22 protein-coding genes are annotated in these 20,263 nt (G+C 64.4%); 19 read left to right on the top strand and 3 right to left on the bottom strand.

The window, feature by feature from the left end; genetic code table 11:
• Nucleotides 1–58: 58 nt before the first annotated feature.
• The 4 genes from prfA to FBY36_RS00875 are packed head-to-tail and all read left to right on the top strand — an operon-like array spanning nucleotide 59 to nucleotide 3,624.
• The gene (gene prfA / locus FBY36_RS00890; RefSeq protein ID WP_142116914.1) at nucleotides 59–1,132 is read left to right on the top strand and encodes a peptide chain release factor 1; all 1,074 of its coding nucleotides are present in this window, start codon (nucleotides 59–61) and stop codon (nucleotides 1,130–1,132) included.
• Between the two features lie 13 nt (nucleotides 1,133–1,145).
• Nucleotides 1,146–2,045, top strand: a complete 900-nt coding sequence (gene prmC, locus FBY36_RS00885; RefSeq protein ID WP_142116913.1) for a peptide chain release factor N(5)-glutamine methyltransferase — start codon at nucleotides 1,146–1,148, stop codon at nucleotides 2,043–2,045.
• On the top strand, nucleotides 2,042–2,866 hold the full coding sequence (locus FBY36_RS00880; protein WP_142116912.1) for an L-threonylcarbamoyladenylate synthase: 825 nt from the start codon (nucleotides 2,042–2,044) through the stop codon (nucleotides 2,864–2,866). The genes prmC and FBY36_RS00880 overlap by 4 nt, the downstream gene beginning before the upstream one ends.
• A complete protein-coding gene (locus FBY36_RS00875; protein WP_142116911.1) occupies nucleotides 2,866–3,624 on the top strand; it encodes a WecB/TagA/CpsF family glycosyltransferase in 759 nt (252 codons plus the stop codon). Before FBY36_RS00880 ends, FBY36_RS00875 begins: the two co-directional genes overlap by 1 nt.
• A 52-nt stretch (nucleotides 3,625–3,676) precedes the next feature.
• On the opposite strand, the gene FBY36_RS00870 is transcribed toward FBY36_RS00875, so the two are convergent.
• Entirely contained in the window at nucleotides 3,677–4,573 is an 897-nt protein-coding gene (locus tag FBY36_RS00870; RefSeq protein WP_142116910.1) for a glycosyltransferase, read from the bottom strand.
• Between the two features lie 286 nt (nucleotides 4,574–4,859).
• Between FBY36_RS00870 and FBY36_RS00865 the strand changes: the two genes are divergently transcribed.
• The 14 genes from FBY36_RS00865 (at nucleotide 4,860) to FBY36_RS00800 (ending at nucleotide 18,400) form a co-directional block, all read left to right on the top strand.
• Nucleotides 4,860–5,972 (top strand): MraY family glycosyltransferase, encoded by a 1,113-nt coding sequence (locus tag FBY36_RS00865; protein WP_142116909.1) that lies wholly within the window; start codon nucleotides 4,860–4,862, stop codon nucleotides 5,970–5,972.
• 111 nt (nucleotides 5,973–6,083) lie between these two features.
• A complete protein-coding gene (locus tag FBY36_RS00860; protein WP_142031629.1) occupies nucleotides 6,084–6,554 on the top strand; it encodes a hypothetical protein in 471 nt (156 codons plus the stop codon).
• Nucleotides 6,555–6,558: 4 nt separating this feature from the next.
• Nucleotides 6,559–6,897, top strand: a complete 339-nt coding sequence (locus FBY36_RS00855; RefSeq protein WP_142116908.1) for an AtpZ/AtpI family protein — start codon at nucleotides 6,559–6,561, stop codon at nucleotides 6,895–6,897.
• Nucleotides 6,898–6,978: 81 nt separating this feature from the next.
• Nucleotides 6,979–7,779 carry a F0F1 ATP synthase subunit A gene (atpB, locus tag FBY36_RS00850; protein ID WP_142116907.1) on the top strand — a complete coding sequence of 267 codons (801 nt, stop codon included), beginning with the start codon at nucleotides 6,979–6,981 and terminating at the stop codon, nucleotides 7,777–7,779.
• A gap of 107 nt (nucleotides 7,780–7,886) precedes the next feature.
• On the top strand, nucleotides 7,887–8,090 hold the full coding sequence (locus FBY36_RS00845; RefSeq protein WP_142116906.1) for an ATP synthase F0 subunit C: 204 nt from the start codon (nucleotides 7,887–7,889) through the stop codon (nucleotides 8,088–8,090).
• Between the two features lie 51 nt (nucleotides 8,091–8,141).
• Nucleotides 8,142–8,693: a F0F1 ATP synthase subunit B gene (locus FBY36_RS00840; protein ID WP_056335084.1), complete on the top strand. Its 552-nt coding sequence runs from the start codon at nucleotides 8,142–8,144 to the stop codon at nucleotides 8,691–8,693.
• Nucleotides 8,693–9,520 carry a F0F1 ATP synthase subunit delta gene (locus FBY36_RS00835; RefSeq protein WP_056335089.1) on the top strand — a complete coding sequence of 276 codons (828 nt, stop codon included), beginning with the start codon at nucleotides 8,693–8,695 and terminating at the stop codon, nucleotides 9,518–9,520. Before FBY36_RS00840 ends, FBY36_RS00835 begins: the two co-directional genes overlap by 1 nt.
• Nucleotides 9,521–9,597: 77 nt before the next feature.
• Nucleotides 9,598–11,235 (top strand): F0F1 ATP synthase subunit alpha, encoded by a 1,638-nt coding sequence (gene atpA, locus FBY36_RS00830; RefSeq protein WP_142031625.1) that lies wholly within the window; start codon nucleotides 9,598–9,600, stop codon nucleotides 11,233–11,235.
• A 72-nt stretch (nucleotides 11,236–11,307) separates the two neighbouring features.
• Nucleotides 11,308–12,198, top strand: a complete 891-nt coding sequence (locus FBY36_RS00825; RefSeq protein ID WP_056335093.1) for a F0F1 ATP synthase subunit gamma — start codon at nucleotides 11,308–11,310, stop codon at nucleotides 12,196–12,198.
• An 82-nt stretch (nucleotides 12,199–12,280) separates the two neighbouring features.
• Nucleotides 12,281–13,735: a F0F1 ATP synthase subunit beta gene (atpD, locus tag FBY36_RS00820; protein WP_056335096.1), complete on the top strand. Its 1,455-nt coding sequence runs from the start codon at nucleotides 12,281–12,283 to the stop codon at nucleotides 13,733–13,735.
• A gap of 1 nt (nucleotide 13,736) precedes the next feature.
• Nucleotides 13,737–14,021, top strand: coding sequence for a F0F1 ATP synthase subunit epsilon (locus FBY36_RS00815; RefSeq protein WP_056335099.1), 285 nt, complete (start codon nucleotides 13,737–13,739; stop codon nucleotides 14,019–14,021).
• A gap of 10 nt (nucleotides 14,022–14,031) precedes the next feature.
• On the top strand, nucleotides 14,032–14,463 hold the full coding sequence (locus FBY36_RS00810) for a DUF2550 domain-containing protein (protein WP_142031623.1): 432 nt from the start codon (nucleotides 14,032–14,034) through the stop codon (nucleotides 14,461–14,463).
• Between the two features lie 5 nt (nucleotides 14,464–14,468).
• Nucleotides 14,469–15,797: an alpha/beta hydrolase gene (locus FBY36_RS00805; protein ID WP_142116905.1), complete on the top strand. Its 1,329-nt coding sequence runs from the start codon at nucleotides 14,469–14,471 to the stop codon at nucleotides 15,795–15,797.
• 32 nt (nucleotides 15,798–15,829) lie between these two features.
• On the top strand, nucleotides 15,830–18,400 hold the full coding sequence (locus tag FBY36_RS00800; RefSeq protein ID WP_142122422.1) for a phosphatidylglycerol lysyltransferase domain-containing protein: 2,571 nt from the start codon (nucleotides 15,830–15,832) through the stop codon (nucleotides 18,398–18,400).
• 156 nt (nucleotides 18,401–18,556) lie between these two features.
• Here the strand turns inward: FBY36_RS00800 and FBY36_RS00795 are convergent, their stop codons facing one another.
• Together FBY36_RS00795 and nucS are read right to left on the bottom strand one after the other, a co-directional pair.
• Complete coding sequence (locus FBY36_RS00795; protein ID WP_011692441.1) at nucleotides 18,557–18,760, bottom strand: cold-shock protein; 204 nt, start codon at nucleotides 18,758–18,760, stop codon at nucleotides 18,557–18,559.
• Between the two features lie 306 nt (nucleotides 18,761–19,066).
• Nucleotides 19,067–19,762: an endonuclease NucS gene (gene nucS, locus FBY36_RS00790; protein ID WP_142031621.1), complete on the bottom strand. Its 696-nt coding sequence runs from the start codon at nucleotides 19,760–19,762 to the stop codon at nucleotides 19,067–19,069.
• A gap of 119 nt (nucleotides 19,763–19,881) precedes the next feature.
• On the opposite strand from nucS, the gene FBY36_RS00785 reads away from it, so the two are divergent.
• The gene (locus FBY36_RS00785; RefSeq protein ID WP_142031620.1) at nucleotides 19,882–20,235 is read left to right on the top strand and encodes an ATP/GTP-binding protein; all 354 of its coding nucleotides are present in this window, start codon (nucleotides 19,882–19,884) and stop codon (nucleotides 20,233–20,235) included.
• Nucleotides 20,236–20,263 lie beyond the last annotated feature (28 nt).

Raw genomic sequence — 20,263 nt, 5'->3', positions numbered from 1 at the left:
GCGTTAACCCACCTTGTCGCATTACTAGACTTGTGCAAGTCGAAAGAGGTTTTGAAAAATGTTTGAGTCCGTACAGGGCCTGCTTGATGAGCATGATGCTATCCAGGCGCAGCTGGGGGATCCTGCTGTTTATGCTGACCAGCGGCTTGCCCGGAAGCTCGGGCGGCGTTCGGCTCAGCTTAATGGCATTGTTGAGGCCTACCACAGGTGGGAAGGCATCCGGGACGACCTTGCTGCTGCCAAGGAAATGGCCTCGGAGGATCCTGAGTTCGCTGCCGAGGTGCCTGAACTCGAAGCCGCTCTGGAGATTGCTGCCGCCAAGCTCCGCCGCCTGCTGATTCCGCGCGATCCCGATGATGCCCGCAACGTGATCCTTGAAGTCAAGGGCGGTGAAGGTGGCGACGAGGCTGCCCTGTTCGCCGGCGACCTGCTGCGCATGTACACCCGGTACGCGGAGTCCCGCGGCTGGAAGACCGAAATCATTTCCGCCACCGAGTCCGACCTTGGCGGCTACAAGGACGTCCAGGTGGCCGTCAAGGGCAACTCGAATGACCCCGCCGAGGGCGTGTACGCCCGGCTCAAGTTCGAGGGCGGCGTGCACCGCGTCCAGCGCGTCCCGGTTACGGAATCCCAGGGCCGCATCCACACCTCCGCCGCCGGCGTGCTGGTCCTGCCGGAAGTGGACGAGCCGGAAGAGCTCGAAATCAGCCCGAACGACCTCAAGATCGACGTCTACCGCTCCTCCGGCCCCGGCGGGCAGTCCGTTAACACCACGGACTCCGCCGTCCGCATCACCCACCTTCCCACCGGGATCGTGGTGGCCATGCAAAACGAGAAATCCCAGCTGCAGAACCGCGAAGCCGGCATGCGCGTCCTGCGCGCCCGCATCCTTGCGCACCAGCAGGAGCAGATCGACGCCGAGAATTCTGCCCAGCGCAAGTCCCAGATCCGCACCATGGACCGCTCGGAGCGCATCCGGACCTACAACTACCCGGAAAACCGGATCGCTGACCACCGCACCGGCTACAAGGCCTACAACCTTGACCAGGTCATGAACGGGGACCTGGAACCGGTGATCCAGTCCGCCATCGAGATGGATGAGCAGGCGCGGCTGGACGCCATCGGCGACTGACCGGGAGCTTTGCATGACTGAGCCCGCCTCCCCGGCGCCTTCCCAGTCCCTGGCCGCGGCGGTCCGCGAGGCCGCGGCAATACTGGCCGAGGCCGGTGTCCCCAGTCCCCGTGTGGACGCGGAGCTGCTGGCGGACCATCTCCTCAACGTCGGGCTGGGGCGGCTCCGCTCCCTGATGCTCGGTGATACGCCGGCGCCCGAAGGCTACGAAGCCCTTGTGGCCGAACGTGCGCGCCGCGTCCCGCTGCAGCACATCACCGGGGTGGCGCATTTCCGCTACCTGGAACTGGCCGTGGGGCCCGGGGTGTTCATCCCGCGTCCGGAGACCGAATCAGTGGTCCAGCTGGCCATCGACCACGTCAGGGACATGCCCCACCCCCGGATCGTGGACCTTGGGACCGGCTCCGGTGCCATCGCCGGTTCCCTTGCGCATGAGGTACCGGGCGCCGAGGTGCATGCCGTCGAGTTCAGCCCGTTTGCGCACGCCTGGGCTGCGAAAAACCTCGCCCCGCTGGGCGTCAACCTTGTCATGGGGGACCTGCGCAACGCCTTTCCGGAACTCAACGGCACGGTCGACGTCGTGGTTTCGAATCCTCCGTACATCCCCGCTGAAGCCATCCCCAACGAACCCGAAGTAGCCCTGCACGACCCCCCGGAGGCTTTGTACGGCGGGGGAGCGGACGGCATGGAACTTCCGACGGCGGCCGCCGCCTCCGCGGCCCGGCTGCTGCGTCCCGGGGGCTACTTCGTCATGGAACACGCGGAAGTCCAGTCCGGCTGGATCGCCGCAATGCTTGCCAGGACGGGCTCCTGGACAACCATCACGACGCACCTGGACCTCAACGGCAAGGAGCGCGCCACCAGCGCCCTGCTCGCGGACCAGGCCCTACCGAATGAAAGAATGGGCCAGTGACCACAACTTATGACTGCACCACTGACGACGAACGGGCACGGGGACTGGAACATGCCCAGCGTGCCATCAGCGAGAAGAAGTGCGTCGTGCTCCCCACGGACACCGTGTACGGAATCGGCGCGGATGCGTTCTCGCCGCAGGCCGTCACCATGCTGCTGGTATCCAAGGGGCGCAGCCGCACCATGCCCCCGCCCGTCCTGATTCCGCGCATTAACGCACTGGACGGCCTGGCCACCGAGGTGTCCGCCGAGGCCCGCAAGCTGGCGGAGGCCTTCTGGCCCGGCGGCCTGACCCTGATCCTGCACGCCCAGCCGTCGCTGGACTGGGACCTGGGTGAAACCAAAGGCACTGTGGCGCTCCGGATGCCGGCTGACGAGGTGGCCCTGGAACTGCTGACCCTGACGGGACCGCTTGCCGTTTCCTCGGCCAACCGCACTGGCCAGGCTCCGGCCCAGACCGCCGCAGCGGCACGGGAACAGCTGGCTGACTCGGTGGAGGTGTACCTGGAGGGCGGGCCGCGACCGCTGGAGGGTGAAGCCGGCGTCCCGTCCACCATCGTGGACGCCACCGGCCCCATCCTGCGCGTGGTGCGCAACGGGGCGGTGAGCCTGGACAGGTTGCGCGAGCACGTCCCGGGCGTCCTGGGCCTGGGCGAAATCCCCATGGCTGAGGAGGAACCGGAGGTATCCGCCGCACCCGGGCAAGGTGCACCTTCGGATAAGGGGAACGACGCCGGGTCCTTGCCCGCCTCTTCCGGCTCGTCCGCGGTGACGGGTACAGAAGCAGAACCCGGCGCTCCTGCCGGGAACGCACAGCCTTGATGGCGCTTGACCGCCAGCAGATACCCGTCCTGGACGTCCATGCCACTCCACTGCGGGTTTCCGAGCTGGTTGCAGAACTGAACAGCTACATTGCGGAAGGCTCCACGCGCACCGTGCTGGGCCACAACCTGCACAGCGTCACGCTCGCCTTGTCCAACGACGGCTTCCGCCGCCTCTACGAGGAAAGCGATGTGGTGCTCCTGGACGGGGCGCCGGTGCTGTGGCTGTGGGGGAGGACCGGCAATGCCGACGGCCCCGTCATGGATTACCGGCTGGGCTCCACCGACTGGCTGCCGGCCCTGGACCAGGTCCGCGGGCTGGACCGGATTGCTGTGGTCGGCGCGGGGCCGGAAGCGAACGCCGGGGCTGTGCGGCGGCTTGAGGCAATCGTTCCGGGCGCCCGCGTAGCGGGTTTTCCGGGGGAGGGCTGGGGTCCTGCCCTGGAGGAAGCGGCCGTTGCCTGGCTGCACCGCGAACAGCCGCAGTTGGTCCTGCTTGGCCTGGGCATGCCCCTGCAGGAGGAAGTGCTGCAGCGCCGGCTGGGTGACATGCCGCCGGCTGTGTACTGTGCCGTGGGCGGGGCGATCGAGCAGTTGGCGGGAGTCCAGAAGCTTGCGCCCCGGTGGCTCGGCAGGATGGGACTGGAGTGGGCCTGGCGCCTGCTCCTGCATCCGCGCCGTGTGGCCTACCGCGTTCTGGGTGAGCCATGGGTCCTGCTCTGGCTCCTTGCAGCACGCCGGCTGAAGGCCAAGGCCTGAACAGGCAGCGGCAGGCTGAATCTGAGCGCCGGCAGGGCGGAACCAGGGCCGGCTAGAACTTCTGGTCTTCCAAAGGGGCAAAGCCCTTGCCCCGCAGGCCGGTGCCGAATGCACGCGCCCAGCCCAGGAAGCCCGGCAGGTCGCGGCGCTGCAGGAAGTAGCCCAGGTACCCGCCGACGTCGGCCACGAAAGAGCGCACCCGGAAGTACCGGCGGATCAGGTAGCCGCGGTTGCGGTAGTAGTAGTAGCGCTTGAAGGCGGAGTCGGGGACGATGACGTGCCAGCGGGCGCCATAGACATGCTGCGTCTCCGAGAATGCGTGCGGATGTGTGATGGAAGTGGTGGTCACGGTCCCGAAGCGGATTCCCGCCTGGCGGAGGCGGATGGTGAAATCCACCTCGTCGCCGCGGATGAACAGCCGCATGTCCGGCAAACCGACCTTGAAGAACACGTCTGAGCGGATCAGCGCGCCGTTGAAGAAGTGGCCGTCGGCCGGGAGGAAGCCGAGCTTCTCCACCTCCGCCCGATCGTGCGTGACCTTGCCGTCAAGACGGAAGAAAAAGGACAGCCGGTCGGGATGGCCGGGTGCCGTAACAAGGGGGACCACGGCCTCGAGGCCGCGTGCCTCGGCCTCGCGCAGCAGCGTGGCGAGGCATTCGGGATCAGCGGGCTCGGCGTCGTCGTCCATCATCCAGATCCAGCGCGCACCGCTGGCCACGGCCTTGAGGGCGGCCAGCGCAAACCCGCCTGCGCCGCCAAGGTTGGCTTCGGACCGGACGTAGTCGACGTTGCCGTGTTTTTCGGCCACGGCGCGTGCAGGTGTTGTACCGCTGTCCACCAGGCAAATAGTGTCAACATGCCGGGTCTGCGCGTTGATCGAATCCAGCAGAACGGAGAGTTCCTTGGGCCGGTCGAACGTCACCGCGGCAACCGCAATGCGGGGGGTCATGGGGGTCCTTTCAGCATGGCCGCCAGGGAGTTCCCCGCCTGATGTGCGCCCGTGTGGCGCGGAGCCATGGTGCCGGTGGCACTAGTATCTTTGACTAGAGTCCACTGTAATACAGCCCTGTAAGGCACTGCGCGTAAGTCTGTGCGCACTGCCTGCTGCGTGCTCGGCGACGGAGAAGTTTCATTTATCGAAGAACAGATTCCCGGCCAGTGAGCCCACCCACCACGGACCGGCTGCCGACGCAGCTGAACGGCTTCGACACCACGCCCGAAACGGTTCCAGTCCCATGATCATGTACCTGCTCATGGGGCTCACGGCTGCCGTCGTCTCCTACGCAGCCACTTGGGGTGCCCGCATCGTGGGACACCGGCTGGAGCTGCACCTGCCCATCCGCAGCCGTGACATGCATTCCACCCCGGTCTCCAGGCTGGGCGGCGTGGCAATCTTCCTCGGCGTCCTGGTGGCGCTGGTCGTGGCCAGCCAGTCCTTTTTCGTCAGGGACATCTACCGGAACAATTTCTCGCCATGGGGCGTCCTGGCAGGCGCTGCCGTGATCGTCCTGGTAGGCGTGGCAGACGACCTCCTGGACATCCGCTGGTGGGTGAAACTGATCGGGCAAAGCGCCGCAGGACTGACAGTGGCCATCTGGGGTGTCCAGATGACCATCGTCCCCTGGGTGCCCGAACCCATCTATCTCCAGGACGGAATGCTCCGTGTGGTGCTGACGGCGGGGCTGATCGTCACCACCATGAATGCCTTCAATTTCATTGATGGACTGGACGGCCTGGCCGCAGGCGTGGCCATCATCGGCGGCACCGCGTTCTTCTTCACCGCCTACTGGGTGCACCGGAACGCCGTGCTGCTGGACTACTCGGACCTGGCAACCCTCATTACCGCCGTCCTGGTGGGCGGCTGCCTGGGCTTCCTGCCGCACAACTTCTTTCCCTCGAAAATCTTCATGGGCGATTCGGGGGCGATGCTGATCGGACTGCTCATGGCCTCGGCCGGTGTGGTATCCACGGGACAGATCTCCTCCGGCCTCTATGACCGTGCCAACGGTATCTCCACCGTGATTCCCATCCTGCTTCCCTTCGCCGTGCTCTTCCTGCCGCTGCTCGACCTGGGCCTTGCCGTGGTCCGCCGCACGGCCCGCGGGCGATCGCCCTGGTCCGCCGACCGCGGGCATCTGCACCATAAGCTGCTTGACATCGGCTACTCCCACAGAACCGCCGTGATCCTGATGTATCTCTGGACCGCGGTGCTTTCCTTCGGCGGCCTGGCGTTTGCCATCTTTCCCTGGCAGGTGGTTCTCGCCGTCGACATCTTCGCCACACTGGTCATGGGGCTGGTGACCGCATGGCCATATCTGTCCCGAGGCAACGGGCAAACCGTGGCGTAACGCCGGTTCTGAATTATTTCTATCTCGTGTAGAATTTAGGGGCAGCCCAAGCTGCCACTCCACCCCCTGCCTCCTGGCCAGCTGCCATGTGGTGCCGACGATTGGGATCGAATGACCTCCAACGCCGAGTCCGGACCTGCCTCCGGCAACGGACACGTTGGCGCCTCCGGTCCCACCCCTTCGCTGTGGCTGGACCTGCTCAAGCGCAGCTCGATTGCTGCTGCAGCAGGACTTGCGCTTTGTGCCATTCCTGCCGGACTCCTCAATGGAGCAACCGGCGCGGCTTCCAGTTCCCTCGGGGGCCTGCTGGTCATGCTGTTCTTCGGGATCAGCCTGCTCGTTGGCCACTTCGTGGGACGCGGGAACCCTTCCGGCGCAATCGGGATGTTCGTGGCCACGTACTTCATCAAGGTAGTTGGCTTCGCCGTCGTCCTGTTCGTCATCGGCGCCCCGGAGTGGCTCCACGGACGCTGGTTCGTCATCGGCGCCGTCGTTGCGGTGGTCCTGTGGCAGGCCGCGGAGATCCACGGCTTCAGCAGGGCGCGCCTCCAGATCTACAACGATCCAGAGGGGAAGGAATAACCCTATGCGCAACACACGGAAACGGGGGCAGGCGGACCACTCCGCACCCATCCGCGGGGTATCCGCGCCCGGAGTCGCAGCCGATAACACCGACGGCGGCTACAACGCTGGAATAGCTGTCTTCAGCTACATCGTTGGCGGAATCATCGTCTGGAGTTTGATAGGGTGGGGACTGGATTATCTGTGGGGAATGCGCTGGATTGTGCTCGCAGGCGCTCTGCTCGGAGCCGTCGGAGGTTTCTACCTTTCCCACATGCATGGCCTCACCAGTTCCCGCAAAAATGCTGATGAGCTCCATGCTCCCAGCGCACCGTCCCAGGACGGAAAAGATAGTGCCAAATAATTTCACAGGGGGAACAGCAGGCGCTCATGCTGCCGGACCCCGCCCAACGCCCAATGATGGACACTGCAGAGAGGAAACGCGTTGATCGCGCTTGCGCTCCCGGCCCAAGATTCAGGAGAGTTTACTCCTCCTGGTATTAACGAAATGCATTTGCCGGCAATCCTGCCGTGGGGTGCCGCAGAAGGATTCTCCAAGCAGATGCTGCTGGTCCTCCTCTCTGTCGCAATTATCGCTACCTTCTTCGTGCTGGCTGCACGCAAGCAGCAGCTGGTACCCGGCAAGCTCCAGTTCGCCGGCGAGGCCGCCTACGGCTTCGTCCGCAACGGAATTGCCAAGGACATCATCGGCGGCAGGGACTTCATCAAGTATGTTCCCCTCCTGTTCAGCCTGTTCTTCTTCATCCTGGTCAACAACATCTACGGTGCTATCCCGGTGATCCAGCTCCCCACGTTCTCGCACGTGGGTGGAGCGTATGTTCTGGCCGGCCTGGTGTACTTCACCTGGATCGTTATCGGCGTCAAGAAGAACGGCCTGCGCTACTTCAAGCTGGCCACCGTCCCCTCGGGCGTGCCGTGGTTCATCCTGCCGATCGTGATCCCCATTGAGATCATCTCCAACTTCCTCGTCCGGCCCGTGACGCACAGCCTCCGTCTGTTCGCCACCATGCTCGCCGGCCACCTGATCGTGATGATCGCCGGATCCGGCATCGAATACCTGGTGATGCAGGAGAACGTCCTGCTGAAGGGCACCTCGGTCCTGGTCCTCGCCGGCGCCATCGCCATGTACATGCTTGAAGCCCTGATCATGGTCCTGCAGGCCTATGTCTTTACGCTGCTGACCGCGATCTACATCGAAGGCGCCCTGCACGCCGACAGCCACTAGGCACCCGCCGGCGAAGCGCAGCTTCGGGGCAACCACAGACTTCCCCTCGCGGGGATGAAGCAACCCAAACAACCTGCCACATGGGTGGCATCTTGAAAGGAAGAAAAATGGAAGGCAATCTCAACCTCGTAGGTTACGGTCTGTCCGCAATCGGCGGTGGTATCGGTGTTGGCCTCGTATTCGCTGCCTACATCAACGGCGTTGCACGCCAGCCGGAAGCACAGCGTATCCTGCAGCCGATCGCGTTCCTTGGCCTTGCGCTGACCGAAGCCCTTGCCATCCTCGGCCTGGTCTTCGCCTTCGTTCTCTAGTCCTAGAGCGAAGCGAACTTTCAGAACCGAGTAGAAAAGGACGGGTGAAATATGAATCAGCTGATCATCTCAGCCGCCACTGAGGGCGAAGTCAACCCCCTCATGCCCAACCTCTGGGAAATGGGCGTTGTCCTCGTGGGCTTCCTCATCCTCTTGTTCATCGTGGTCAAGTTTGTTGTCCCGATGTTCGAGAAGACCTTCGCGGAGCGTGCCGAGGCCATCGAAGGCGGCATCGCCAAGGCTGAAAAGGCACAGGCTGAGGCGTCTGCTGCACTCGAAGAGTACAAGCAGCAGCTGACCGACGCCCGCACCGAAGCCAACCGCATCCGTGAGGAAGCCCGCGCCGAAGGTGCACAGATCCTTGCGGATCTCAAGGAGAAGGCTGCAGCCGAGTCTGCCCGCATCACCGCGCAGGCCCACGCACAGATCGAGTCCGAGCGACAGGCGGCCGTTGTGTCGCTGCGCTCTGAGGTGGGCACCCTGGCCACCACCCTTGCCGGCCGCATCGTGGGCGAATCGCTCAACGACGATGAGCGCGCGGCACGGGTCGTGGACCGTTTCCTGGCAGATCTGGAGTCCCAGAACGCAGGTGCAGCTAAGTAATGGCAGGCGTATCGAGCGAATCGCTGGCAACAGCGCTGGCGGAGTTGGAAGCAAAGCTTCCGACGGCGTCGCTGCAGCTGGCAAAGGAACTCTTCGGAATTCTGGGAATGGTGGACAGCTCGGCTGGCTTGCGCCGCGCCCTGACTGACCCGTCCCGCAACGGTGACGAAAAGTCGGCGCTGGTCAAGCAGCTGGTTGGCGGGAAAGTCTCCGCTGATGCTGCAGACATCGCAGGCGGACTGGCCAGCTCACGCTGGGCAAACGCCCGTGATATCGGCGATGCACTCGAGACTCTTGCCGCAACGGTGGTCATTTCCGTTGCTGAAAACAAGTCGGCCGTTTCTGCCTCCGGAATCACTGGCCTGGAAGAGCTGGAGAACGATCTGTTCTCCTTCAACCAGGCTGTTGCCTCCAGCCATGAGGTACAACGTGCTCTGTCCGAACCACAGGCCAGCAGTGCAGCGCAGGTTGCGCTTGCCGAGAAGCTTGTGCCCGCTGCCAGTGAGGAAGCCAAAGTCCTCATTGCCCAGGCTGTGACCCAGCCCCGTGGCATCAAGCCCACCCGGCTTGTTGAGCGGTTTGCCGAGCTGGCAGCCAAGCGGCAGCAGCGCTGGATTGCAACGGTCAGCGTGACCCGTCCTTTGACCCAGACGCAGCTTGCCCGCCTGCAGGCCGGCCTGAATGCCCTGTACGGACGGGAACTGAAGGTCAACGTCAATGTTGACCCGGCACTCATTGGCGGCATCCGCGTCCAGGTCGGTGACGAAGTGCTCGACGCTTCGGTTCTCACCAAGCTGGGCGAACTGCAACGCCAGCTGGCCGGCTAGCCGGACAAGCACAACAAACTGATAGAAACCCCGGTCACCGATTGCGGTGACCACAAACAGGAGAGCAGGGACTGCAGATGGCCGAATTGACCATCAACGCCGACGACGTCCGTAATGCGCTGAACGAGTTCGCGGCGTCCTACGAACCCGGAAACGCAGAGCGCGTAGAGGTCGGCCGCGTAACCACCGCTGGTGACGGCATCGCCCGTGTTGAGGGCCTTCCCTCGGTCATGGCGAACGAGCTGCTTCGTTTTGAGGACGGCACACTGGGCCTCGCCCAGAACCTCGACGTCCGCGAAATCGGCGTCATCGTCCTCGGTGACTTCACCGGCATCGAAGAAGGCCAGGAAGTGCACCGCACCGGACAGGTTCTGTCCGTCCCCGTGGGCGACGCCTTCCTGGGCCGCGTCGTTGACCCGCTGGGCATGCCCATCGACGACCTCGGCGAGATCAAGGCCGAGACCACCCGCGCCCTGGAGCTCCAGGCTCCCGGCGTGACCCAGCGCAAGTCGGTGCACGAGCCGATGCAGACCGGCCTCAAGGCGATCGATGCCATGATCCCGATCGGCCGAGGCCAGCGCCAGCTCATCATTGGCGACCGCCAGACCGGTAAGTCCGCCATCGCCATCGACACCATCATCAACCAGAAGGCCAACTGGGCTTCCGGCGATGTGACCAAGCAGGTCCGCTGCATCTACGTGGCCATCGGGCAGAAGGCGTCCACCATTGCCGCCATCCGCCAGACCCTCGAGGACAACGGCGCGCTGGAGTACACCACCATCGTGGCTTCTCCCGCCTCCGACCCCGCAGGTTTCAAGTACCTGGCTCCGTACGCAGGCTCGGCCATCGGCCAGCACTGGATGTACGGCGGCAAGCACGTCCTCATCGTGTTCGATGACCTGTCCAAGCAGGCCGAAGCCTACCGCGCGGTGTCGCTGCTGCTGCGCCGCCCGCCGGGACGCGAAGCCTACCCGGGCGACGTCTTCTACCTGCACTCCCGCCTGCTGGAGCGTTGTGCCAAGCTCTCCGACGAGCTCGGTGCCGGCTCCATGACGGGCCTGCCGCTGATCGAGACCAAGGCGAACGACGTGTCCGCCTACATCCCGACCAACGTCATCTCCATCACGGACGGCCAGATCTTCCTGCAGTCCGACCTCTTCAACGCCAACCAGCGCCCTGCTGTTGACGTGGGTGTTTCGGTTTCCCGCGTTGGCGGTGCCGCCCAGGTGAAGTCCATGAAGAAGGTCTCCGGTACCTTGAAGCTGGACCTGGCGCAGTACCGCGATATGCAGGCGTTCGCAATGTTCGCATCCGACCTGGACGCAGCATCCCGCCAGCAGCTGACGCGTGGCGCCCGCCTGATGGAACTGCTCAAGCAGGGCCAGTACTCGCCGTTCCCGGTCGAGGACCAGGTCGTCTCCATCTGGGCCGGCACCAACGGCTACCTGGATGACGTTCCCGTCGAGGACATCAGCCGTTTTGAAGGTGAGTTCCTGGAGCACCTGCGCCACAAGTCCTCGATCCTCACCACGCTGGCCCAGACCAACGTGCTGGACGACGACACAGTTGCAGCTCTGAAGTCCTCGATCGTCGACTTCAAAAAGGGCTTCTTCGGCCAGGGTGACAACCACCTGGTAGGCGCCGGCCACGAGGAGCATGACGCCATCTCCGAGGGCGAAGTCGACCAGGAAAAGATCGTCAAGCAGAAGCGCTAGTTCCGCACCGCCTGGTGTGCCGGGCCAAACGGTCCGGCACACCAGGCTACGGAATGTTAGGAAAGGATAAGTATGGGAGCCCAGATCCGGGTCTACCGCCAGAAGATCAGCTCGACAACGTCGATGCGCAAGATCTTCAAGGCGATGGAACTGATCGCTACCTCGCGCATCGGGAAGGCCCGTGCGCGCGTAGCAGCTTCACTGCCTTACGCGAACGCGATTACGCGCGCCGTTTCTGCTGTCGCCAGCCAAAGCGAAATCGACCACCCGCTGACCACTGAGCCGGAGCAGATCCGCCGCGCCGCCGTCCTGGTAATTACCTCGGACCGCGGTTTGGCAGGTTCCTATTCCGCCAGCGTCCTCAAGCAGGCGGAAGGTCTCAACGAGCTGCTCCACGCCGAAGGCAAGGAAGTCAAAACCTACGTCGTGGGCCGTAAGGCCCAGGCCTACTTCGATTTCCGGAACCGGCAGTATGCACGGGTCTGGACCGGAGGCACGGACGCGCCAGAGTTCGCAACCGCCCGGGAAATCGGCGAAGCGCTGCTGGCCGAATTTGCAACGGACTTCGAAGACGGCGGCGTGGACGAAATCCACGTTGTCTACACCCGCTTCAAGTCCATGGTCACGCAGGAGCCGACGGTTATCCGCCTGCTCCCGCTCGAAGTTGTCGAAGAGCAAGCCGCGTCCGAATCGGATCTCCTGCCGCTGTACGAGTTCGAGCCGGAAACGGAGCGTGTTCTTGACGCCCTGCTCCCGCGCTATATCGAATCCCGTATCTTCGCAGCCATGCTGCAGGCAGCAGCTTCCGAGCTCGCCGCCCGCCAGCGGGCGATGAAGTCCGCAGGCGACAACGCGACGGACCTGATCAAGAAGTACACGCGTCTGCGCAACACGGCCCGCCAGGCCGAAATTACGCAGGAACTCTCCGAGATTGTTGCCGGTGCCGACGCCCTCGCGTCGTAGCCTCCACCGCCTCGGTTCCGCGTAACCAGCACCACCACAGATAGACTTAACCCCACGCCATCTACTGAATGAAGTGAGAGAGATGACTGCCACTGCTACCGAACACGTAGCCGCAACGTCCGGTGCAACCGGCCGTATTGCGCGCGTAATCGGCCCGGTTGTCGATGTCGAATTCCCGGCTGACGCAATCCCGTCAATCTACAACGCCCTCACCACCGAGATCACTCTCAACGGTGAAACCAAGACCATCACCTTCGAAGTTGCGCTGCACCTCGGCGACAACCTCATTCGCGCGATCTCGCTGCAGGCGACCGACGGCCTCGTCCGCGGTACCAACGTGGTGGACACCGGTGCCCCGATTTCCGTCCCGGTTGGCGACGGCGTCAAGGGCCACATCTTCAACGTTCTGGGCCAGCCCTTGGACGTTGCCGAGTCGGAGCTGGAGATCAGCGAACGCTGGCCCATCCACCGCAAGGCACCGAGCTTCGCTTCGCTCGAAGGCTCCACCGAGATGCTGGAAACCGGCATCAAGGTCATCGACCTCCTCACCCCGTACATCAAGGGTGGAAAGATCGGCCTGTTCGGCGGTGCCGGCGTGGGCAAGACCGTTCTGATTCAGGAAATGATCACCCGTGTTGCACGCAACTTCGGTGGTACCTCGGTCTTCGCCGGTGTGGGTGAGCGCACGCGTGAAGGTAATGACCTCTGGGTTGAAATGGAAGAGGCGGGCGTCCTCAAGGACACCGCCCTTGTCTTCGGCCAGATGGATGAGCCGCCGGGAACGCGTCTGCGCGTGGCCCTATCTGCACTGACCATGGCGGAGTACTTCCGCGATGTGCAGAACCAGGACGTACTGCTCTTCATCGACAACATCTTCCGCTTCACCCAGGCCGGCTCCGAAGTGTCGACCCTGCTGGGCCGCATGCCTTCGGCTGTGGGCTACCAGCCCAACCTGGCGGATGAGATGGGCCTCCTGCAGGAGCGCATCACCTCCACCAAGGGCCACTCCATCACCTCGATGCAGGCCATCTACGTCCCCGCAGATGACTACACGGACCCGGCTCCGGCCACGACCTTCGCACACCTCGACGCGACCACGGAACTCTCCCGTGAAATCGCCTCCCGTGGTCTGTACCCGGCCGTTGACCCGCTGACGTCCACCTCCCGCATCCTGGACCCCCAGTACATCGGACAGGACCACTACAACACGGCAGTCCGTGTGAAGCAGATCCTGCAGAAGAACAAGGAACTCCAGGACATCATCGCCATCCTCGGTGTCGATGAACTCTCCGAAGAAGACAAGATCGTCGTGTCGCGTGCACGCCGCATCCAGCAGTTCCTCTCGCAGAACACCTACACCGCCAAGCAGTTCACCGGCGTCGAGGGCTCCACGGTTTCCATCAAGGACACCGTTGAAGGCTTCGCAGCCATCTGCGACGGCGAGCTGGACCACATCGCGGAGCAGGCGTTCTTCAACGTCGGCGGCCTCGATGACGTTGAGCGCCAGTGGGCCAAGATCCAGGAACAGACCAAGTAATATGGCTGAGCTTGAGGTTGAGATTGTCGCAGCGGACCACTTCGTGTGGTCCGGAGCGGCCAAGATGGTCAAGGCCCGCACCAGCGATGGTGAAATCGGAATCCTGCCCGGCCACTCGCCCCTGCTGGCGATCCTGGCCGAGGGTGAACTGGCCATCCAGCCGGTGTCCGGGGACCGTATTGCGGTGGATGTGGACGGCGGGTTCTTCTCCGTTGACAACAACCGCGTGGTGATCGTTGCCGACAATGCCCAGATGGGCGGCTCGGCTACCGCTGGGATCCGCTAGCACGACCTTGATGGACGCTCCGGGTATTCCGTTCATCGCACTGGCAATCGCCTTCGGATTGCTGATTATTGCACTGTGCCTTTCGGGGGTGCGCCGCTTCAACCTGCGGCGTGCCCTCGGCACGGTGGACGCCTCCATTCGCCTGGCTGGAAACAGCTGGCAAATGGGGGTTTGTCGTTATCAGGACAATGACCTGGAATGGTTCAGGCTCATCTCCCTGAGCGTCCGTCCCAAGTACACGTTCAAGCGCAGTTCACTGGAACTGCTGGGCCGCCGGAAACCCACAGAGGCTGAGGCAGTTAAGGTCCAGCCGGACGTAGTGATCGTTGAACTGCGCTATGAGGGTCAGGACCTGCACCTTGCCATGAAGTTCGATGCCTATACGGGTCTTTCATCCTGGCTGGAAGCAGGTCCGGTGATAGGCGTGGGGACCTGGCGCTAGCCGACGTGGACTGGCTTTCAGACATCCGGCTCACGGACGGTCCATTGTATGGAACTGTCCTGGTATTGGGAATGGGCGGCGCAGCCTGGCTCCTGGTGCCACCCTGGCGCGCCTCCATGACGCCCGCACACCGCGCCACTGCCTGGGCGTCCCGCGTCCTGGCCGCAGCGGCAGCTGCCTTTGCCCTGGTGGGTACCGTCCACTGGGCGCTCATCAATATTTTCACCACCTTCCCCGAGGACCTGCCGGACCCTGTGCTGCTGTGGCTGGTGCCCGGCGTAGCTGCTGTCTTCCTGGGCCTGTTCCGGCTGCCACGGAGCAGCTGGGGCGGACGCGGGGGAGGGATCCTCGCAGCGCTGCTGGTGGCGCTGCTCTCGGCGGTCCAAATCAACGCGTATTTCGGGTTGAACAGGACCGTCAGCGACTTGCTCGGCACGGCCCAGGCCCGGATTCCGGTCCTCGAACAGAAGCTCATGCGCCTACCGGGCCAATCCGACGGCGTACCGCTCCAGGGCTGGAAGCCGGAGGGGGAGCTGCCGGCCGGCGGCGTCCTCCGGAAGTCCGCGATCCCCGGAGCCTTGTCCGGAATGACCACCCGCGACGCCTACATTTACCTCCCGCCGGCCTACTTCGCCGCGAACCGCCCTGCACTGCCGGTACTGGTCCTGGTGGCCGGCCAGCCGGGAGGGCCTGCGGACTGGCTTACCGGTGGAGCGATCCGTGGCCACATGGACTCCTTTGCCGCGGCACACGGCGGGGTGTCCCCGGTGGTTGTCATCCCGGATCCCAATGGCTCCCAGTCTGCCAACACCATGTGCATGGACAGCCGCATTGCCAACGCGGACACCTACCTCGCGCGGGACGTTCCGCAGTGGATCAGTTCCACCCTGGCTGTCGATACCAACCACAGCCACTGGGCCATAGGCGGGTTCTCCTTTGGCGGCACCTGCGCCGTGCAGATGGGAACCAGGCATCCCGACATCTACGCCGACGTGCTCGCCTTTTCCAGTGAGGCCGAGCCCGCCATTGCCAAGGAACGGCAGAAGACCATCGACGCAGCCTTCCCCGGAAACCCTGACGAATTCACCAGGCAGACGCCACTGGAGATCATGAAACACCAACGGTTTGAGTCCAGCGGCATGTACCTCACCGCAGGCCGGAACGATCCCGAGTTCGTAGCGAACCTCCACACGCTGGCCGCTGCGGCGGAGGCTGCGGGCTTCACCGTGCAGGCGCACGAGGTGGAGCATACCGGCCACTCCTGGGACACCTCGTCCAAGCGGTTCGCGGATGCCCTGCAGTTCCTTGGCACCCAGTGGGGGCTGCAGTGGTGAGCACCAGGAACCAGGAGCGTACCGCCGCCCTGATGTGGGCCGCCGTCGGACGCCCTGCAGTCCGGCAGGTGCTGCTCACGCTAAAGTCCATGCCCTTCACCCTGGGCGTGCTTGTTACCTTCCTTGCCGCCGCGGCGCTGACCGGAAGCTTCCTCGACGGGCCGCCGGAGCAGCTCCTGGGACTGGCCTCCGTCAGCGGCCCCGGGCTGCGCGGCGGGCAGTGGTGGACACTTTTCACCAGCCTCTTCTTCGCCACCAACCCGCTCGCGTACCTGGCAGCGTCGCTGATGATCGTGCTGCTGCTGGGCCTGGCGGAGCGCAAGCTTGGCCGGCGGGCCGCCGTCGGACTGTTCTTTGGCGGGCAGTTCGCGGCCGTCACGGTGTTCCTCCTGGTGACCCAGCTGGCCGGGTATGTGGGCGACGGCTGGCTGGACGCGATGGTGGATGACCGGCTCATCGGCCCCTACGCCCCTGTGCTCACCGCGGGCCTGGCGGCCAGTGCCCGGATCACGCTGCTGTGGCAGCGCCGGCTCCGCACCGCGGTGCTGTCCATTTCCCTGCTGCTGGTCCTCTATGTGGGGCACGCCGAAACCGTCATTGGCCTCATCGGTGCCCTCCTTGGCCTCCTTGCCGGCTGGTGGATCCAGGGGGACCAGGGGAGGCTTCACCGGCACCGGTCCACCGGACGGGAAACCAGGAACCTCCTGGCCCTGACCGTCGCCGTGTTTGCGGTGGGTCCCATCCTGACCGGAATCACGCGGGCGCCGACCGGCCCGCTGGCACTGCTGCGGGATGTCGTGCTAAGCCCGATGCCCACGCTGAATGAATTGATTTTCAACTGCGGTGCCACCGTTGACGCCACCTGCCTGGAAACGGGAAGGGCAGGATTCGCCGGACCCTTCGGCCTGGCGCTGGCCGTGGTCCCCGTCATCCTGCTGCTGATCTGCGCCGACGGCATGCGAAGGGGCCGCCGGCTGGCACTGAACATTGCGCTGGCCATCCAGCTGGCTGTCACTGCCCTCGCGGCGGTCTACCTTGCCTTGTTCGCCCTTGTCCCTTCGCGCCTGCAGGGCACGCACGCAACGCCCCTGTCCTCCGCTTTCGCCCATGTGCTGCCACTCGTGGGTGTCCCGCTGCTGCTGGCGGTGGTCCTGTGGCTGAACCGCCGGCAGTTCCGCGTGCAGACGCGTCCCGGCGCCCGGCGCACGCTCGCGGCGGTGGTCTGCGGAACGTGGCTTGTCCTGGCCAGTTCATACACCGTGGCCTGGTTCTGGTCCGGCGGGCTGTCCCGTGACGGCGGGCTGTTGGGTCTTTTCGCCGAGCTGGCCCGGCAGTACGTCCCGGTGCCGATTCCGCAGCATTTCCGCCGGGTCTTCCCCGAACGCGACAGCGCCGAGGCGCTGCTGTTTGCGTACTCGGGTCCGGTGTTCTGGCTCGTGGCCCTGGCTGCGGTGTGGTGGATCCTGGTGGGGCGGCACCACGGCCTCCACTTCGGGCGGCAGGACCGCAGCCGTGCCCGGGAACTGCTCCACCAGGGCGGCGGCCCCTTGTCCTGGATGGCCCTTTGGGAGCCCAACACGTACTGGTTCAGCCCGGACGGGGCAGGCGGCATGGCATTCCAGCAGCACGGGACCGTGGCCCTGACACTGGGCGGTGCGTTCGGTGACCGCAAGGCAGAGCAGCGGGTGACCGAAGGCTTCCTGGACTACTGCCGCAGCCAGGCTTTGATACCGGCGCTGTATTCCTGTGATGACACCATGTGGCCCATGCTGAGGGAACGTGGCTTTTCCCGCGTGGCCGTCGCCCAGGAGACCCGGCTGGCTCTGAACGAGCTTGAGTTCAAGGGCAAGGAATGGCAGAACGTCAGGACCGCCCTCAACCGCGCCGCGAAGCTGGGGGTCCATGCCGTCTGGGGTTCGTACCATTCGCTGCCCGCAACGCTCCGGTCACGGCTGAGCGAAGTGTCCGAGGAATGGGCGGCCGGCAAGTCCGTTCCGGAGATGGGCTTCACGCTGGGGGGTGTGGACGAGCTCGACGACGAGGAAGTGCTGTGCTGCCTGGCCGTGGACGGCAGCGGTGCTGTCCATGGAGTGACCAGTTGGCTGCCGGTATACGACGGCGGGCGGCTGGTGAGCAGGACGCTGGACGTCATGCGCCGCGGGAGTGAGGGATTTCCGGGAGTGATGGAATTCCTGATTGCCTCCGCCGTGCTGGAATTGCGGGGTTCGGTGGACGTGATCTCCCTTTCGGGGTCGCCGCTGGCCAGCCGGCCCGAAGGCCCTCCGGAACGGGGAACAGGCGCAGAGGGCACAGGCACCGAAGGAATCGGTGGGCCCGCTGACGCAGGGCAGGAGGCTCCCGATGAGGGCGCGCAGAACCTGGTCAGGATCCTTGACCTGGTGGGCCACGCGCTTGAACCGGTCTACGGCTTCCGCTCCCTGGCGGCCTTCAAATCCCGGTTCAAGCCGGAGTACCGCGCCCTCTACCTGTACTACCAGGACCCGCTGCACCTGCCGGCCATCGGCAGGGCGCTGACCCGGGCGTACCTGCCCGGACTTTCCCTGGCACAGGGCGCGAGGCTGGTCCGCAAACTCGTGACTTGACACGGCATCAACAGGGAACGGCCGGCAATGGTCGTGGCGGTTTGCCGGAAATGCAGTATTTCTGTGGCAACAATTGCGGCATAAACAAATGGTCCCCGGCAATTGTGCCGGGGACCATTTGTTTCGCTGACAGCCGCGGTGGGCGGCCGGGCGGTACTAGACCAGCGTTACGCCAGTGGCCTGGGGGCCCTTGGCACCCTGGCCGATTTCGAACTGAACGCGCTGGTTCTCGTCGAGGGTCTTGAAGCCGCCGGTCTGGATTTCGGAGTAGTGAACGAAGACATCGCCATCGGAGTCATCCGGGGTGATGAAGCCGAAGCCCTTTTCAGCGTTGAACCACTTGACGGTTCCCTGTGCCATTTATTTCTCCTCATTGTGGAACTTTTTAAGACCGGCACACCTCGTGCCGACCTTGGTCACTCCGCGAGAAGAATCCTGATTGCCTCGTCCCAAAAGGAGGTCCGGCGCTGCAGGAGCTTCGCGCTCGCAACATGTCTTGCGAGCATGAAAAACACCTACACAAAGACTGAGATAAGAATTTCATGCCCATTCCCGCAGGTCAACGGCCCGGAGGACAAAAAGGACAAAATTTGGGCAAAAATTCAGATGTCTCAGAAGCGTGCAGCCAAAGCCCGGCGATTAAATGCCTAAGCAGGAAAGGAAAACCTAGAAGAGGCGGGATTCGCTGTCGTCAACGCCGCGCATGGCGTCGTAATCCAGCGTCACGCAATCGATCCCGCGGTCGTTAGCCAGCACCTTGGCCTGCGGCTTGATCTGCTGGGCCGCGAAGATTCCGCGCACCGGTGCCAGCAGGGGGTCGCGGTTGAGCAGTTCCAGGTACCGGGTCAGCTGCTCCACCCCGTCGATGTCTCCCCGGCGCTTGAGCTCGATGGCCACCGTGGCACCGTCAGCGTCCCGCGCCAGGATGTCAACGGGGCCAATGGCGGTGAAATACTCGCGCCTGATGAGCGAGTAGCCCTGGCCGAGCGTCTCGATCTGTTCCGCGAGCAGCCGCTGCAGGTCCGCTTCCACCCCGTCCTTGATCAGCCCGGGGTCCACGCCCAGGTCATGGGAGGACTCAGTGATCTTCTCGTGGATGTTGATGATGAGCCGGTCATCGGTCTTGGCCGACTGCACGGTCCACTGCTCCACCACGCCAAGTTCGAGGTCCACGTCGTCCGGGGACGAAACCCGCAGCGTGGCAGGCGGGCTCATCCAGTTCAGCGGCTTATAGGAACCGCCGTCGGAATGGACCAGCACGGAGCCGTCCGCCTTGACCAGCAGGAGCCGGGTGGCGAGGGGGAGATGGGCTTTGAGCCGGCCAACATAATCAACGGAGCAATGGGCTATGACAAGTCGCACGCCGTACAGACTACCGCGTGGGCCCGGCAGCCCATGCGCGACGGCGGGACACCGGGTGCGCCGGCAGGGGCGGCATGGAGCGGGACGGGTGAGTGGGCGGGCTGGGGCAGAATGGATACATGCCGCGTTCCAACCGTCCCCGCCGTCCCGTTTCCGGCAAGGGTTCCGCATCCGGCAGGGGCACGGGAGGGAAAAGGAGCGGCGAGGTCCCCGAGCTGGACCTGGAACGCGCCCGGGCCGGGATTGCCCGCCGGGAAAGCGCCCCTGACGGCGAGTGGATGGTTCGGACCATGACCGCCAGGAACGCGGAGAAGACCTACATCTGCCCGGAATGCTCCACGGCCGTGCTGCCCGGCGTTGCACATCTGGTGGTCTGGAAGGATGACCACCTCTTTGGTGCGGCAGCCGGCCTGGCGGAGCGGCGGCACTGGCATACCAACTGCTGGATGACGCGCAGCTACCGGTACCGCTGACCACCCGCCGCGGGCAGCCGCCCCGCAG

It is taken from the genome of Arthrobacter sp. SLBN-122 (assembly GCF_006715165.1).
In the GTDB taxonomy this organism is placed as follows: Bacteria; Actinomycetota; Actinomycetes; order Actinomycetales; family Micrococcaceae; genus Arthrobacter.
The sequence above is the reverse complement of the archived record's forward strand: the minus strand, read 5'-3'. Positions and strand labels throughout refer to the sequence as shown.

Excerpts from the sequence above, each read along its gene's own strand:
- prfA (WP_142116914.1), top strand. The coding sequence starts at position 59 with ATGTTTGAGTCCGTACAGGGCCTGCTTGATGAGCATGATGCTATCCAG.
- prmC (WP_142116913.1), top strand. The coding sequence starts at position 1,146 with ATGACTGAGCCCGCCTCCCCGGCGCCTTCCCAGTCCCTGGCCGCGGCG.
- FBY36_RS00875 (WP_142116911.1), top strand. The coding sequence starts at position 2,866 with ATGGCGCTTGACCGCCAGCAGATACCCGTCCTGGACGTCCATGCCACT.
- FBY36_RS00870 (WP_142116910.1), bottom strand. The coding sequence starts at position 4,573 with ATGACCCCCCGCATTGCGGTTGCCGCGGTGACGTTCGACCGGCCCAAG.
- FBY36_RS00865 (WP_142116909.1), top strand. The coding sequence starts at position 4,860 with ATGATCATGTACCTGCTCATGGGGCTCACGGCTGCCGTCGTCTCCTAC.
- FBY36_RS00860 (WP_142031629.1), top strand. The coding sequence starts at position 6,084 with ATGACCTCCAACGCCGAGTCCGGACCTGCCTCCGGCAACGGACACGTT.
- FBY36_RS00855 (WP_142116908.1), top strand. The coding sequence starts at position 6,559 with ATGCGCAACACACGGAAACGGGGGCAGGCGGACCACTCCGCACCCATC.
- FBY36_RS00845 (WP_142116906.1), top strand. The coding sequence starts at position 7,887 with ATGGAAGGCAATCTCAACCTCGTAGGTTACGGTCTGTCCGCAATCGGC.
- FBY36_RS00840 (WP_056335084.1), top strand. The coding sequence starts at position 8,142 with ATGAATCAGCTGATCATCTCAGCCGCCACTGAGGGCGAAGTCAACCCC.
- FBY36_RS00835 (WP_056335089.1), top strand. The coding sequence starts at position 8,693 with ATGGCAGGCGTATCGAGCGAATCGCTGGCAACAGCGCTGGCGGAGTTG.
- atpA (WP_142031625.1), top strand. The coding sequence starts at position 9,598 with ATGGCCGAATTGACCATCAACGCCGACGACGTCCGTAATGCGCTGAAC.
- FBY36_RS00825 (WP_056335093.1), top strand. The coding sequence starts at position 11,308 with ATGGGAGCCCAGATCCGGGTCTACCGCCAGAAGATCAGCTCGACAACG.
- atpD (WP_056335096.1), top strand. The coding sequence starts at position 12,281 with ATGACTGCCACTGCTACCGAACACGTAGCCGCAACGTCCGGTGCAACC.
- FBY36_RS00815 (WP_056335099.1), top strand. The coding sequence starts at position 13,737 with ATGGCTGAGCTTGAGGTTGAGATTGTCGCAGCGGACCACTTCGTGTGG.
- FBY36_RS00810 (WP_142031623.1), top strand. The coding sequence starts at position 14,032 with ATGGACGCTCCGGGTATTCCGTTCATCGCACTGGCAATCGCCTTCGGA.
- FBY36_RS00800 (WP_142122422.1), top strand. The coding sequence starts at position 15,830 with ATGTGGGCCGCCGTCGGACGCCCTGCAGTCCGGCAGGTGCTGCTCACG.
- FBY36_RS00795 (WP_011692441.1), bottom strand. The coding sequence starts at position 18,760 with ATGGCACAGGGAACCGTCAAGTGGTTCAACGCTGAAAAGGGCTTCGGC.
- FBY36_RS00785 (WP_142031620.1), top strand. The coding sequence starts at position 19,882 with ATGCCGCGTTCCAACCGTCCCCGCCGTCCCGTTTCCGGCAAGGGTTCC.